Source organism: Albimonas pacifica (genome assembly GCF_900113695.1).
In the GTDB taxonomy this organism is placed as follows: Bacteria; Pseudomonadota; Alphaproteobacteria; order Rhodobacterales; family Rhodobacteraceae; genus Albimonas; species Albimonas pacifica.
In genome coordinates, this window is the sequence record NZ_FOQH01000019.1 from 17,340 (window position 1) to 30,182 (window position 12,843).

The 12,843-nt window shown below is 75.8% G+C and carries 13 protein-coding genes and 1 pseudogene; 6 read left to right on the forward strand and 8 right to left on the reverse strand.

Going from position 1 to position 12,843, the window contains the following annotated elements:
• Positions 1-4 precede the first annotated feature (4 nt).
• On the reverse strand, positions 5-664 hold the full coding sequence (locus BM064_RS25320) for an NnrU family protein (RefSeq protein WP_092865975.1): 660 nt from the start codon (positions 662-664) through the stop codon (positions 5-7).
• A 203-nt stretch (positions 665-867) separates the two neighbouring features.
• Here BM064_RS25320 and BM064_RS25325 point away from each other — a divergent pair, with 203 nt between their 5' ends.
• The 3 genes from BM064_RS25325 to BM064_RS25335 are packed head-to-tail and all read left to right on the forward strand — an operon-like array spanning position 868 to position 3,910.
• A complete protein-coding gene (locus tag BM064_RS25325; RefSeq protein ID WP_092865978.1) occupies positions 868-2,310 on the forward strand; it encodes an MFS transporter in 1,443 nt (480 codons plus the stop codon).
• Between the two features lie 48 nt (positions 2,311-2,358).
• Complete coding sequence (locus tag BM064_RS25330) at positions 2,359-2,823, forward strand: YcgN family cysteine cluster protein (RefSeq protein ID WP_092865982.1); 465 nt, start codon at positions 2,359-2,361, stop codon at positions 2,821-2,823.
• A gap of 28 nt (positions 2,824-2,851) precedes the next feature.
• Positions 2,852-3,910 (forward strand): threonine aldolase family protein, encoded by a 1,059-nt coding sequence (locus BM064_RS25335; RefSeq protein ID WP_092865985.1) that lies wholly within the window; start codon positions 2,852-2,854, stop codon positions 3,908-3,910.
• A 384-nt stretch (positions 3,911-4,294) separates the two neighbouring features.
• Here BM064_RS25335 and hslO read toward each other — a convergent pair whose 3' ends face one another.
• Positions 4,295-5,350: an Hsp33 family molecular chaperone HslO gene (hslO, locus tag BM064_RS25340; RefSeq protein WP_092865988.1), complete on the reverse strand. Its 1,056-nt coding sequence runs from the start codon at positions 5,348-5,350 to the stop codon at positions 4,295-4,297.
• 645 nt (positions 5,351-5,995) lie between these two features.
• Here hslO and BM064_RS25345 point away from each other — a divergent pair.
• Entirely contained in the window at positions 5,996-6,466 is a 471-nt protein-coding gene (locus BM064_RS25345) for an NUDIX domain-containing protein (protein ID WP_092865991.1), read from the forward strand.
• 25 nt (positions 6,467-6,491) lie between these two features.
• A complete protein-coding gene (locus BM064_RS25350; RefSeq protein WP_092865994.1) occupies positions 6,492-7,073 on the forward strand; it encodes a hypothetical protein in 582 nt (193 codons plus the stop codon).
• Positions 7,074-7,290: 217 nt separating this feature from the next.
• Here BM064_RS25350 and BM064_RS25355 read toward each other — a convergent pair whose 3' ends face one another.
• Both BM064_RS25355 and BM064_RS25360 read right to left on the reverse strand, forming a co-directional pair.
• Positions 7,291-8,118: an aldo/keto reductase gene (locus BM064_RS25355; protein WP_092865997.1), complete on the reverse strand. Its 828-nt coding sequence runs from the start codon at positions 8,116-8,118 to the stop codon at positions 7,291-7,293.
• Positions 8,119-8,276: 158 nt separating this feature from the next.
• Positions 8,277-8,909: pseudogene (locus tag BM064_RS25360) on the reverse strand (LbetaH domain-containing protein); the annotation flags it as partial.
• A gap of 561 nt (positions 8,910-9,470) precedes the next feature.
• Here BM064_RS25360 and BM064_RS25365 point away from each other — a divergent pair.
• A complete protein-coding gene (locus BM064_RS25365) occupies positions 9,471-10,112 on the forward strand; it encodes a cell wall hydrolase (RefSeq protein WP_092866003.1) in 642 nt (213 codons plus the stop codon).
• Positions 10,113-10,140: 28 nt separating this feature from the next.
• Here BM064_RS25365 and yghX read toward each other — a convergent pair whose 3' ends face one another.
• The 4 genes from yghX to BM064_RS28410 form a co-directional block, all read right to left on the reverse strand.
• Complete coding sequence (gene yghX, locus BM064_RS25370) at positions 10,141-11,049, reverse strand: YghX family hydrolase (RefSeq protein WP_092866006.1); 909 nt, start codon at positions 11,047-11,049, stop codon at positions 10,141-10,143.
• A 92-nt stretch (positions 11,050-11,141) separates the two neighbouring features.
• Entirely contained in the window at positions 11,142-11,795 is a 654-nt protein-coding gene (locus BM064_RS25375; protein WP_092866009.1) for a hypothetical protein, read from the reverse strand.
• Positions 11,796-11,934: 139 nt separating this feature from the next.
• The gene (locus BM064_RS25380; protein WP_092866012.1) at positions 11,935-12,567 is read right to left on the reverse strand and encodes a hypothetical protein; all 633 of its coding nucleotides are present in this window, start codon (positions 12,565-12,567) and stop codon (positions 11,935-11,937) included.
• A 165-nt stretch (positions 12,568-12,732) separates the two neighbouring features.
• On the reverse strand, positions 12,733-12,843 hold a 111-nt coding region (locus BM064_RS28410; RefSeq protein ID WP_143103427.1), incomplete at its 5' end, for an EF-Tu C-terminal domain-related protein.

The window sequence follows — 12,843 nt, forward strand, 5'->3', positions numbered from 1 at the left end:
GCGCCTAGAGCCAGGCGGTCGGGTCCACCCCGAGCACCGGCCCGTGCAGCGCCAGCAGGACGAGGAACAGCGCGAGCCCCAGCCCCGCCTCCGCCGCGAGCCGCCAGGAGGCCGCCCGCCGCAGCCGCGCGCCCGGCGGGCCGGAGGCGAGGCCGAAGGCCGCCGCCTCCCCCCGCCGCCGGGCCCGCCGCTCCAGCCCCCGCATGCCGACGAGGGCGAAGAGCGCGAAGCCCCCGAACATGACGACCGAGACCAGGTCCCCGTTGGCGAGCGCATGGCTCCCGCCCCAGAGCGCGAAGGCCCACAGGATCGGATGGCGGGTGATCGCCAGCACCCCCGGGCGCGCCGCATCCGCCGCGCCTCCGCGGAAGGAGACCGAGACCGGGTTCGCCCGCCCCGCCCCCGCGACCAGCAGCACGCAGGCGAGCGGCATCGCCGCGAAGGGGGCCAGCGCCGCCGCCCGCCCCGGCGCCCAGAGCTCGACATAGGGCGCGCGCGCCGCCGCCGAGACCAGCCAGGCCAGCAGTCCGACCGAGACGAGCGAATAGCCGATCACCCAGGCCCGCCGCCCCAGCCGCGCCACCGCGGCCGTCCGCAGGCCGCTGGCGGCCGGAACCACATGGGCGGCGAGGAAGGCGGCGAAGGCGAGGGCGAATTCCAGCATCCGCCCTCATCGCCCGCCCCGCCCGCCCGGGCAAGCGCCCCCGCGGGCCGTGATGCGCGCGATGCGCCGCATTCGACCGGCCGCGCAGGCGCCGCGGGCCCGCCGCCCGCGGCACGCGCAGCCGTGACGCGGCGCCCCTGCGGGCGGCCTTGACCTCCGCCGCCTGGGCGCGTCCCCTGACCCGCCACCAGCCGGAGACGCCCATGACCCCTGCGACCGAGCGCGACGACGCGGCCGAGCCCGCCTCCGGGGACGCCCGTGCGCAGGCCCTGCCGGACGCCCTCGACGCCGCCTCCGGGCGCGAAGCCGACGACGCGCGGGAGAGCGCGCATCGGGACGGGCCGCCCCCGCGACAGCTCGACCTGCTGCGCGCGCGGCGTTTCTGGCCGCTGTTCTGGGTGCAGTTCCTCGGCGCCTTCAACGACCAGGTGTTCAAGAACGGCTTCATGGCCCTGCTCACCTGGAAGCTGGCCGAGCGGCTGGGGCTCGACATCGACCTGCACGTGCTGATGGCCGGCGCCCTCTACATCCTGCCCTTCGCCCTCTTCTCCGCCGTCGCCGGCCAGATCGCCGACGGCGTCGACAAGGCGCGCATGATGCGCTGGGTGAAGGGGGCCGAGGTCGTGCTGATGGCGCTCGCCGCACTGGCCTTCCAGCTCGAGAACATCTTCCTGCTCTACCTGCTGCTGTTCCTGATGGGCGCGCAGTCGGCCTTCTTCGCGCCGATCAAATACGCGGTCCTGCCCCAGTACCTCGCCCGGCGCGAGCTGATGGCGGGCGCCGGGCTGGTGCAGTCGGCGACCTTCCTCGCCATCATCCTGGGCCAGATCCTCGGGCTGAAGGTCGCGCTGCTCGACGGCGGCGCGGCGCTGGTCGGGGCCACGGTCGTGGCCGTCGCCCTCTTCGGCCTCGCCGCGAGCTTCATGGCCCCGAGCGCCCCCCGCCAGGGCCGCGCGCCCGAGATCGACGTCACCGTGGTCCGCGCCATCCGCGACGTGGTGCGCGACTGCGCCCGCCGCCCCCGCCCCTTCTTCGCGATCCTGTGCATCAGCTGGTTCTGGTTCGCCGGCGCCACCTTCCTGACCCTGATCCTGCCCATCGCCAAGGAGACGCTGCACGCCTCCGAGGACGCGGCCCTGGTGCTGCTCGCGGCCTTCGTGACCGGGCTCGCGCTCGGCGCGGCGCTGACCAACCGGGCGACGCGGGGCCGGATCGGCCTCGCCCTGCCCCCGATCGGCGCCCTGGGCATCGCGGCGGGGGCGACGCTGTTCTGGCTGGCGACGACCGCCTACGGCGCGGGGCTCGACCGCGCCGGGCCGCTGCTCGACGCGGGCGGGTTCCTCGCGCGCGGCGACGCCTGGGCGGTGCTCGGGGCCGCGGTGCTGCTCGCGACCTTCTGCGGGCTCTACGTCGTGCCGCTCAACGCCGTCTACCTCGACGCAGCCCCCGCGGCCGAGCGGGGGCGCTTCGTCGCCTGCTCCAACATCACCGACTCGATCGCGATGGTGGCGAGCTCGCTCTTCGCGATGGTCCTGCTCGCCCTCGGCCTGGGGCGGGAGGAGGTCTTCGCCGTCGTCGGCCTGACCGGCCTGATCGCCGCGGGCGTCATCCTGCGCCGCCGCCGGCGCTTCGAGGCGAGCGAATAGGTCCCGAGACGGCTGGACCTGCGCGCCCGCCTGCGCCACAACCGCGACATGACCCTCGCGCCCGACTTCTGGAAGACCACCCCCCTCGCCGAGATGACCCGCGAGGAGTGGGAGGCGCTGTGCGACCGCTGCGGCCGCTGCTGCCTGGTGAAGCTGGAGGACGAGGACGACGGGGAGCTGATGTACACCCGCGTGCACTGCCGCCTCTACGATCCCAGGACCTGCTCCTGCCGCAACTACCCGCTGCGCCGGACCCTGGTGCCGGGCTGCGTGAACCTGACCCCCGACACGCTCGAGGAGGCGAAGGCGTGGATGCCCACCACCTGCGCCTACCGCCTGCTGGCCGAGGGGCGCGACCTGCCCGAGTGGCACCCGCTGGTCACCGGCGACCCGGCCTCGACGCGCCGCGCGGGGATCGCGGCCGACGGGCGCAACCCGCCGGGCCGGCTGATCCACGAATCCTCCGTCGACGAGGACGACCTGCAGGACCACGCGCTCGACAAGCCGCTCTGACCCCCGCAAGCCCGAGGACCTCCGCCCGATGATGTTCGCCTCCGACAACGCCGGCCCCGCCGCGCCCGAGCTGATGCAGGCCGTGATCGCGGCGAACGAGGGGCCCTCGATGCCCTACGGGAACGATCCCCTCACCGCCTCGGTCCGGGCGCGGGTGCGCGAGATCTTCGAGGCGCCCTCGGCCGAGGTGTTCCTGGTCGCCACCGGCACCGCGGCGAACGCCCTGGCGCTGGGCGCGCTGGTCGAGCCCTGGCAGACCGTCTTCTGCCACCGCAACGCCCATATCGAGGAGGACGAGTGCGGCGCGCCCGAGTTCTACACCGGCGGCGCCAAGCTGACCCTGCTGGAGGGCGACCATGCGAAGATCGACCCCGCCGGCTTCGCCCGCGCGCTGACGTTCACCGCCCGCGCCGGCGTGCACAACGTCCAGAAGGGCGCGCTCTCGATCACCCAGGCGACGGAGCTGGGCGCCGTCTACACCCCCGCCGAGGTCCGCGCGCTCGCCGATATCGCCAGGGCCGAGGGCCTGCCGGTGCACATGGACGGCACCCGCTTCTCCAACGCCGTCGCCCGGCTGGGCTGCACGCCGGCCGAGCTGACCTGGAAGGCGGGGGTCGACGTGCTGTGCCTGGGCGCCTCCAAGTGCGGGGCGATGGCGGCCGAGGCGGTGATCTTCTTCGACGCCGACGAGGCGAAGACCTGGGAGTTCCAGCTGCGCCGCAAGCGCGGCGGGCACCTGTTCTCGAAGATGCGCTACGTGGCCGCCCAGATGGACCGCTGGCTGGCGGACGGGCTGTGGCTGGATCTGGCGGGCCGCGCCAACGCCGCCGCCGACCGGCTGGCGGCGGGCCTGGGCGAGGGCAACCTCGCCACGCTGCTGCACCCGGTGGACGCCAACGCGCTCTTCGCCTCCCTGCCCCGCTCGGCCCACCAGCGGCTGCACGGGGCCGGGGCGAAATACTACCTCTGGCCCTTCGACCAGCCCCTCGAGGGGCCGGGCGACGAGATGCTCTCCTGCCGGCTGGTCTGCAACTGGGCGACCTCGCAGGCCGAGGTCGACGCCTTCCTCGCCGCCGCCCGCGGCTGAGCTCTCCCCGGCTGGGCGCGAGGCGCGCGCCCCGCTCCCCCCAAAGTTGACAGCTGTCAACGCTGCAACTCCCGCGGCGCGCCTGCGGCCGGCCGCGAGCGGCCCCGGGTCGCGCCCGGGGCGCCGGCGCTCCGCGTCCTCTCCCCACGGACGCGCGGCCCGGGTTCCCGGGCCCGCAGGCGCCCTGCGGGCGGGCCTGGGCCTGCGGCGGGCGTGCCGCCCGGCCCGCCCGCCGGGCGCCCGCGATCATCGCCCTCCCCGCGCCCCCGGCCACTCCGGCGCCGGCGGCGGGCGGACCGGGGGCGCCCGGCGGCGGGGCGCACGAAAAACGCCGCCCGCGGGGGCGGGCGGCGCTCGGAAAGGCCGGGGGCGGCGGCGGCGGCGTCAGGCCGAGGGGCCGCCCGCGTTGTCGCCGTCGCCCACGGCGGGATTCTCGGCGTCGAAGCCCAGCGTATCGGGCTCGAACTCGTAATGCGCGCCGCAGAACTGGCAGTCGGCGGTGACCTTGCCGTCCTCGGTGGTCATGTGGCCGATGTCGCGCGAGGAATACTGGCGCAGCGCGGTGACCACCTTCTCGGCCGAGCAGGTGCAGCCGAAGCCGACCGGCTGCGGGGTCCAGACGCGCGGCGTCTCCTCGTGGAAGAGGCGCACCAGCAGCTCCTCCGGCGAGACGTGGGGGCCCAGCAGCTCATGCGTCTCGACGGTGTCGAGCAGCAGGTTGACCCGGGTCCAGTCCTCCTCCTTGTCGCCCATCGCGGCGACGTCGGCGGCCATCATCACCCCGTCCTCGCCCGAGCCGCCCGCGCCGGGCCGCAGGGGGCTCGCGGGGGGCATGTGCTGGAGCATCACCCCGCCCGCGCGCCAGGCGCCGGGCTCGCCCGGCGCGGTCGCCTCGGCGGAGGCGATGGCGAAGCGGGTGGCGATCTGCTCGGACTGGGCGAAATAGGCCTCGGCCGAGGCCGCCAGCGACCCGCCGGCGAGCGGGGTCAGACCCTGGTAGGGCTGGCCGGAGCCGTGGTTGATGATGACGGCGAAATAGCCCTTGCCGAACTGGGGGAAGGCCTCGGCGGCCTCGTCCAGGCGCTCGGGGTCGAAGCCGGCGCAGGCGCGCATGCGGGCGGGGGCGCCCTCGGCTTCGGGGGCGAACCAGTCGGTGGCGACGAGGCGGATGGGGCCGTCCCCGCGCACCTGCAGGCTGAGGCGCCACTGCAGCTTGAGGGTCTGGCCGATCAGGGCGGTCAGCATCGCGGCCTCGGCGACGAGGCCCGCGACGGGGCGCGGGTAGGCGTGCTGGCCGAGAATGGCGGCGAGGGTGGAATCGAGCCGCGCCGCACGGCCGCGCATGTCGCAGCGGTCGAGCTGGAAGGGCAGAACGGCGTCGTCTCCGGGGGCGCCGCCCGGGGGAACGGCGGGCCCGCCGGCATGAAGGTCCAGCGGCATGGGAGTCTCCTTGGGCCGGCGAAAGGCCGGCCTGTCGGGGCCGCATATAGAATCCTGAGCGCCCCGACGCCACCCCTGCGGCCGGCGCCCCCGCCCGCAGGCGTGGCGCCCGCGTCACGCCAAGGCGCCGCCCCGGGCGCGGCGAGCGCGCAGCGGCCGCGGCGATCGGCGCGACGCGGCGCGGGCCGGGGAGGCGCCGCGTCGGGCGCGCCGCCGGGGGGAGGCGTTCCGCCCGCGGCGCGTCGCCGACGGCGCGTCCGTGGCCGGCGGAGCCCGGGGCGGAGGCCGCAAGCCCTCCCCGCCGCGCGCCCGGGGCCGCGCCCCGCCGCCGGCGCGCCTCGCCCCCGGCGCCGCGCCCGCCCCGCGCCGCGGGCGCGCGCGCCCCGCCCGCGCGCCGCCCGACGCGGCGCCCGCCTGCCCCGCAGGCGGTCCTCCGCACCCCCGGCCCTCGCGCCGACGGCCGGCCGGGGGCGCCCGTCGCAGCCGGGGTCCTCGCCCCGCGCGCACCGCCCGCCCCGCGCCGCGGGCGGCGGCGCGCCCCGGGGCGCTCCGCCCGACGCGGCGCCCGGCCGCCCTGCGGCCGGCCCCCGACCCCGCGACTCCGCGCCCCTTGCCGCGGCCGCCGCGGCGGCGGATGGTGCGCCCATGCGCCGTTTCGGAGATCCCTGGCGTTCCGACGCCCCCTACCGCGAGCGACCGGGCGCCTATGCGGCGATCCTCGGCTCGGGTCCGCGCACGGGCCGGATGCTGCTCGCCGCCACCCCCAACGAGGGCGAGGCCTTCCTGCTCCCCGGCGGCGGGGTCGATCCGGGCGAGAGCCCGCTGCGCGCCCTGACCCGCGAAGTCTACGAGGAGACCGGCTACAGCGTGCAGCCGCTCCGTCGCCTGGGCGCCTTCCAGCAGTATCGCTGGATGCCCGACTACCAGATGTGGGCGCGCAAGATCTGCCACATCTACCTGTGCCGCGCCGGCCGCCCGCTGGGCCCGCCGGTCGAGCCCGACCACACCCCCGTCTGGCTGCCCGTCGCCGAGGCCGTCCGCCGCCTCAGCGTCGCCGGCGAGCGCCATATCGTGAGCCGGCACCTGGCCGCGCGCGCCCGCCGGACCGCCGCCTGACCGGAGACCGAGCAAGGAGACCGCCATGACCCGCTCTCTCGACACCCTGATCGCCCGCCTGCTCCGCCCCGCGGGGCTCGCGCTGGGCGCCCTCGCGCTGGGGGCGGCGCTGGCCGCGCTGCCCGGGGCCGATCCGGCCGAGGCGGCCTCGTCCCGCTACGGGTCGAACTCCCCCCAGATCACCGACGAGGACGACGACTACAGCCCCGGCGCCCCGCCCGCCGGCCGCTTCGAGAGCGGCGGCGGCCCGGTGCGCGAGGTGCGCATGGACCCCTCCGACCCGTCGCGCTACGTCGGCGTCTGGGAAGGCCCCTTCAAGCTGATGAACATGCGCTACTTCGAGACCGAGGGCGACATCGTCGGCCGCGCGCGCCTGACCATCGCCGACGTGCAGGGGACGCTCGCCCGCGGCCTGATGCGCGTCGAGTTGGAGGGGGTGGAGCGCCCGGTCGAGCGCTGGACCGGCGCCTTCACCAAGTCGGGCCACATCATGGTGATGAACGCCCACGCGATCCTGTTCCAGCAGGGCGGCCAGCGCTATATCGAGGCCGACATCCAGCTCAACAACGGCAAGTACTACCGCATGCGCCTCTCGCGGATCGAGTGATCCCGGGCGGGCCCGCGCCGGCGTCCCGAAGGGGGGAGAGCTCCGGCTCTCCCCCCTTTTTCGTGGCCGGGCGTCCGCGGCTCGAAGGCCGCGCCTGCCGCCGCGGCCCGCGTCGCGCCCCGTTCCCGCGGCCGCGCCGGGCGGCGGGCGGGGCGAGGCCCCGGGGTCGGGCCCGGGGCGCCCGCGGGGCGCGGGCGGGGGCCTTCGGGCCCCGGCGTCAGTCCCAGTCGGGCATGAGCTCGGGGCGCGAGGGGTCGGAGACGAGGCGCGGGCCGGTCGCGAGCGCGTCGATCCGTGCGATCTCGTCGGCCGTCAGGGTCAGGTCGAGGGCGGCGGCGTTCTCGGCCAGCCGCGCGGGGTTCGCGGTCTTGGGGATCGCGATCGCGCCCTTCGACAGGATCCAGGCCAGCGCCACCGCGGCGGCGGTCGCGCCGTGGGCCTCGCCGATGCGCGCCAGCGTCGGGTCGCTCGCCGCCTTGCCGCGGGCGAGCGGGATGTAGGCGGTCAGCGCCATGCCCAGTTCCGCCAGCAGGTCGAGCATCGCCGACTGGTCGAAGAACGGGTGGAACTCGACCTGGTTGGTGGCGAGCGGCGTCTCCGACAGCCGCGCCGCCTCGCGCAGCTGCCAGCGCGGGAAGTTGGAGACGCCGACGTTCGCCGCCAGCCCGTCGGCCACCAGCCGGTTCAGGGCGGGGATCGTCTCCTCCAGCGGCACGGTCTTCGAGGGCCAGTGCAGCAGCATCAGGTCGACGTGGTCGGTCCCGAGCCTGCGCAGACTGTCCTCGGCCGCCGCGCGCAGGGCGTCGGGGGCGTGGTCGTCGGGCCAGATCTTGGTGGTCAGGAACACGTCCGAGCGTGGGACGGAGGCGGCGCGGAGACCCGCGCCCACCTCGGCCTCGTTTCCGTACATGCGGGCGGTGTCGACGTGGCGCCACCCTTCGGCGAGGGCGCGGGCGACCATGTCGGTCGCCTCCTGCCCCCGCAGCTTCCAGGTGCCGAACCCCAGGGCGGGGATCCGGGCGGCGCCGGCCTGAACGGTCTTCATGGGCGGGTCCTTTCCGTGAGCGACGGCTGCGTCGGGATCGCTGCACGCGAGGCGCGCGGCGCGACCGCCTCGACGCCGGCGAGGGCGTCGAGGTCGATGGAATGGAGGCTGTCGGCCGGCCCCTCGGCCACCCCGTCGGCGCGCGCGGCGGCGACGAGGGCGGGCAGGTCGGCGGCCTCGATCAGCCCGGCGCGGCGGGCGATCCAGTCGCTCGGCCGGTCCCACCAGCGCAGCGCCAGCATCGCCGCGATCGCCTCGGGCGCGAGGCGCAGGCGGATCGGGCGGGCGGGATTGCCGGCGAGGATCGCGTAGGGCGGCGCCTCGCCCGCGACCACGGCGCCGGCGGCGACGATGGCGCCCGCCCCGATCCGGGCGCCGGGCAGGATCAGGGCGCCGTGGCCGAGCCAGGCGTCGGGGCCGACCACGGTGTCCGGGAAGGGACCGCACAGCGCCTCCCAGTCCGCCTGCGCGGCGGGGCCGAAGATGCGGAACGGGTAGGTGGAGAGGCCCCGCATCGGGTGATCGGCGGAGGCGGTGACGAAGCGCACGCCGTGGGCGATCTGCACGAAGGGGCCGATGCGCAGGCGCTCGGGCGCGCCGGGATGAAGGTAGGGGGCGAGGCGGGCGGCCCAGTCGTCGACCGGCTCGAAGTCGTTGGCGTAAGCGTGGGCGCCGACCTCGATGTTGGGGTGGTCGATGACCTGGGCGAGGTGGACGACGTTGGGATGCTCCGAGCCGTCGGGCAGTCGGATCGGGCGACGCGCGGCGGCGTCGAGACGAAGGCCTTGCATGGCGCTCTCTCCTGGAGGTCCGGGGGGGTGCGGGGTCAGGCGAGCGGCTGGTCCATCGTCTCCTCCATCGGCGGCGCGTTCGAGGGGGGGCGCGGGTCGGCGCCGGTGGAGGGGAAGCTAGGGGCCTGTCGGGACCGGGGCAAGGGTTTCGCGGGCCGGCCGGGCGGCCCTCGCGTCCGCTGCGCGGCCGCATCGCCCCGCCCTGCCGTCCCCCTCGCGGGCGCCTGCGGGGGCGGAGGGGGAGGACCGCGCAGGGCGGGGGGCCGGCGCCCGGGACCGCGCCTCGGCGCGGGCGGGGGCGGCCGAGCGTCGGGGCGCGCCCGGGGAAGCGGGCGCGGGTCTTCGCAGGGGCGGCGGCGGGGCTGGCGGCAGGCGATTCCCGCGGGGGCGGGAGCCGTCGGCGCGCTTGTTTTCCGCAACGGAAGGCCGGCGCTGCGCGAACCCTCTTGCCCGCGGGCCGCAAGCCGCGGTTACTGGGCGCGCGCGTCGCAGGTCCGGCGCCTGAATTTCGCCGCGGAGCCGCCGGAGGGTCCGCCCGATCGCAGCCGCCAGGACGCCCTGATGACGCCACGCCTTCCCGCCCTCGCCGCCGCGGCGCTGCTCGCCGCAGGCTGCGCCGTCTCGCCCGACGCCCCGCCGCGCATGGCGCTCGAGCAGGGCGAACCGCACGCCGCAAAACCGGTCGCCCATGCGCGCACCGGCCATCGCGCCGCGATCGAGACGGCGGACGCCAACGAGGGCGCGCGCCGGCGGGACTGGCCGGTGACCGCCGCGACCCTGCCGGTGGCCCCGCAGCCCGGCGCCCCGGACGCGCCGCTGGAGGACCCGCTGACCTGCCTCGCGCGCACCGTCTACTTCGAGAGCCGCGGCCGCGGTGATCGGGAGCAGACGGCGGTGGCCTGGGTGGTGCTGAACCGGGCCGAGGCCGAGGGCTATCCCGACGACGTCTGCGCGGTGGTCAAGCAGGGCGGCTCGGCCCGGCCCTGCCAGTTCAGCTGGTTCTGCGACGGCCGCCCGGACGAGGCCGGCCATGCGCGCGAATACGCCCAGTCGCTGAACGTGGCCCAGAAGGTGCTGTCGGGCGAGGTCGAGGACCCCACCGGCGGCGCCACCATGTTCCACAACCGCACCGTGCGCCCCTCCTGGACCCGCCGGGCCCGGCTGATGGCCGAGATCGGGGCGCATTTCTTCTGGAAGCTCTGAGGGCCCGGCCGGGCCGGGCCCCGGCCGTTCAGCGCAGATGCCGGTCGAAATGGGCCAGGGTGCGCGTCCAGGCGAGCTCGGCCGCCGCCGCGTCGTAGCGGGGCGTCGAGTCGTTGTGGAAGCCGTGGTTCACGCCCGGGTAGATATGCGCCTCGTAGCTCTTGCCGGCGGCCTTCAGGGCGGCCTCGTAGGCGGGCCAGCCCTCGTTGATGCGCGTGTCGAGCTCGGCGAGGTGGATCAGCAGCGGGGCCTGGATGCGGGCCACGTCCTCGGCCGCGGGGTGGCGGCCGTAGAAGGGGACCGAGGCGCCGAGCTCGGGGTAGGCCACCGCCAGCGCGTTGCACACCCCGCCCCCGTAGCAGAAGCCCACGCAGCCGACCCGGCCGGTGGAGCGCTCATAGCCCATCAGCCACTCGGCCCCGGCGAAGAAGTCGTTCATCAGCTTCTGCGGGTCGACCTGGCGCTGCAGCTCGCGCCCCTCGTCGTCGTTGCCGGGGTAGAAGCCGACCGAGGTCAGCCCGTCGGGCGCCAGCGCCAGGAAGCCGGCCTTGGCGACGCGGCGGGCGACGTCCTCGATATAGGGGTTCAGACCGCGGTTCTCGTGGACCACCAGCACGGCGGGCATCGGGCCCTCGACCGTCGCGGGCGTCACCAGGTAGCCGCGCACCTCGCCGTGTCCGTTGGGCGAGGGGTACATGACGTATTCGGGGACGATGTCGGGATCGGTGAACTGCACCTGCTGGGCGAGCGCGTAGTCGGGCTTCAGCGCGTTCAGCAGCGCCGCGGCGGTCAGACCGCCCACGGCGAACTTCGCGGCCCGGTCGAGGAACTCGCGCTTCGAGATCCGGCCGTGGGCGTAGAAGTCGTAGAGGTCCAGAAGCTCCTGGTCGAAGTCCGCCGCGGTGAGGCGGCGGGGCGAGGTCTGGTCGCCGTCCATGGTCGTCTCCCTGTCCCTGCGGCCGGGCCGGCCGGAGCGGTCAGGATGACGCTGGCCGGCGGCGCCGCAACCGACAAGGGCGTGAGCGGCGCTCAGCGGGCGGAAAGCTGCTGGGCGTGGCGCTCGGTCAGGCGGGCGAGGATGTCGAGCAGCTCGATCGCGGCGGCGCGGTCGGGCTCGGCCACCGGCAGGGCGGCGCGGTCGCGGGCGACAAGGTCGCGCCCGGCCGCGAAGCTCTCCCCCAGCGCCTCGATCGAGATCGCGCCGAGCCGGCCGTTCACCTGGCGCAGGAAGCTGGTGTGGTCGGGCTGGGCGCCGGGCGCCTCGGGCGCGAGGCGGCGGCTCATCATCGCGTCGAGCTCGCCCGAGGAGAAGCTGTCGAGGTAGGCGTCGACCAGCGCGGGGATCAGCCGGCCGCGGATCTGGCCGCGCAGCAGGTCCACCACCAGCGCCTCGAGCAGGGGACGGGCGTCGTCGGAGATCGCGGGCCCCACCGCCTCGACCCGCGCCAGCGAGCGGGCGACCAGCGGCGCGGTCTTGCCCAGCACCTTGTCCGTCAGCCCGCCGTCGCTGAGCGCCGCGGCCAGCGCCCAGGCGTCGGAGGCGGGCTCGGCGGCGACCGTGTGGTCGGCGGCCCGGCTCCAGGCGGCGGCGGCGGCGGGACCGGCGGCGGCCAGCGCCGCGGCGAGGCTCAGCGACAGGGCCGCCGCGCGGCGCAGGACGGGACGGGTGCGGGCTCGGCTCATCTGGACCTCCGGCCTTGGGGTTCGAAGGCCCGAGTCTGACGTGAACGGGGTTTAAGGTCGATTAAACTTTGATGGTCGGCCTTGATCTTTCCGTGAAGCGGTCTATGCGGCCTCGAAACCGGAATGACCGTCCGCCCGGTCAGGCGTCGCGAAAGGCGGCGATCTCCGCCTCGACCGCAAGGCGCAGTTCGGCCGCCTGCTCGAGGGTCATCCCGAACTCGAGCCGGTTCGCCTCCACCGCCGCCATCCAGTCCTCCAGCAGCATCGGAATGAAGACCCGGTGCAACCTGTCGTCCGAGCGGGCGCTCAGCGCCTCGGGGCGGATCCGGGCGCAGGGGCCGAGGCCTTGGCCCGGAACCGCGAGGTCCAGCTCTATCGGGCTGCAGGTCTGCACCATGATCTCGCTGAAGACGTCGACCACCGTTCCGCGCGCCGCCAAGGCCACCTCGTCCATCAGGTCGACCAGCGATTCCGCCTGTCCCGGCGTGAAGCCGGCCGTACGAACCTCGGCGACGGACGTCGCGCGGCTCGCGTCGAGCGACGTCTCGACGATCTCTGCGTAGACCTCTTCCGTCACGAAGGCCTCGACGATCAGCCGGGCGCGCGCGAGGACCTCGGGATCGTCCGGCCGGGCGTCTGGAGCCGAACCGGCGCCCTGGGCGCAGGCGGCGAGCAGCAGGGCCAGCGCCGGCGCGAGGCGGCGCAGGGCGACGGCCCCGCCGCCGCGAGCGCAGGAGGCATGGCGGGACGGACGCAGGCGGAAAAGGATCATCGTGAAACCCGGGAGGCGGCGCGGCGGCCCACGCCTTGAATGAGGACCGCGAGGCTCGCCCGTCGCGTCCGCGAAGGGAAGTCCCGGAAGGCGAAAGGGCCGCAGCGTCATCCGCTGCGGCCCTTCCGAGGTCTGCGTCTCAGGCGCCCCGCGGGGCGCGCGGGATCACTTCAGGATCTTGGAGACGACGCCCGCGCCCACGGTGCGGCCGCCTTCACGGATGGCGAAGCGGAGCTTCTCTTCCATCGCGATCGGGGCGATCAGCTGCACGGTGAA

What these genes read in the sequence shown, in the direction of transcription:
- BM064_RS25320 (WP_092865975.1), bottom strand. Translation starts at nt 664, where the DNA reads ATGCTGGAATTCGCCCTCGCCTTCGCCGCCTTCCTCGCCGCCCATGTG.
- BM064_RS25325 (WP_092865978.1), top strand. Translation starts at nt 868, where the DNA reads ATGACCCCTGCGACCGAGCGCGACGACGCGGCCGAGCCCGCCTCCGGG.
- BM064_RS25330 (WP_092865982.1), top strand. Translation starts at nt 2,359, where the DNA reads ATGACCCTCGCGCCCGACTTCTGGAAGACCACCCCCCTCGCCGAGATG.
- BM064_RS25335 (WP_092865985.1), top strand. Translation starts at nt 2,852, where the DNA reads ATGATGTTCGCCTCCGACAACGCCGGCCCCGCCGCGCCCGAGCTGATG.
- hslO (WP_092865988.1), bottom strand. Translation starts at nt 5,350, where the DNA reads ATGCCGCTGGACCTTCATGCCGGCGGGCCCGCCGTTCCCCCGGGCGGC.
- BM064_RS25345 (WP_092865991.1), top strand. Translation starts at nt 5,996, where the DNA reads ATGCGCCGTTTCGGAGATCCCTGGCGTTCCGACGCCCCCTACCGCGAG.
- BM064_RS25350 (WP_092865994.1), top strand. Translation starts at nt 6,492, where the DNA reads ATGACCCGCTCTCTCGACACCCTGATCGCCCGCCTGCTCCGCCCCGCG.
- BM064_RS25355 (WP_092865997.1), bottom strand. Translation starts at nt 8,118, where the DNA reads ATGAAGACCGTTCAGGCCGGCGCCGCCCGGATCCCCGCCCTGGGGTTC.
- BM064_RS25365 (WP_092866003.1), top strand. Translation starts at nt 9,471, where the DNA reads ATGACGCCACGCCTTCCCGCCCTCGCCGCCGCGGCGCTGCTCGCCGCA.
- yghX (WP_092866006.1), bottom strand. Translation starts at nt 11,049, where the DNA reads ATGGACGGCGACCAGACCTCGCCCCGCCGCCTCACCGCGGCGGACTTC.
- BM064_RS25375 (WP_092866009.1), bottom strand. Translation starts at nt 11,795, where the DNA reads ATGAGCCGAGCCCGCACCCGTCCCGTCCTGCGCCGCGCGGCGGCCCTG.
- BM064_RS25380 (WP_092866012.1), bottom strand. Translation starts at nt 12,567, where the DNA reads ATGATCCTTTTCCGCCTGCGTCCGTCCCGCCATGCCTCCTGCGCTCGC.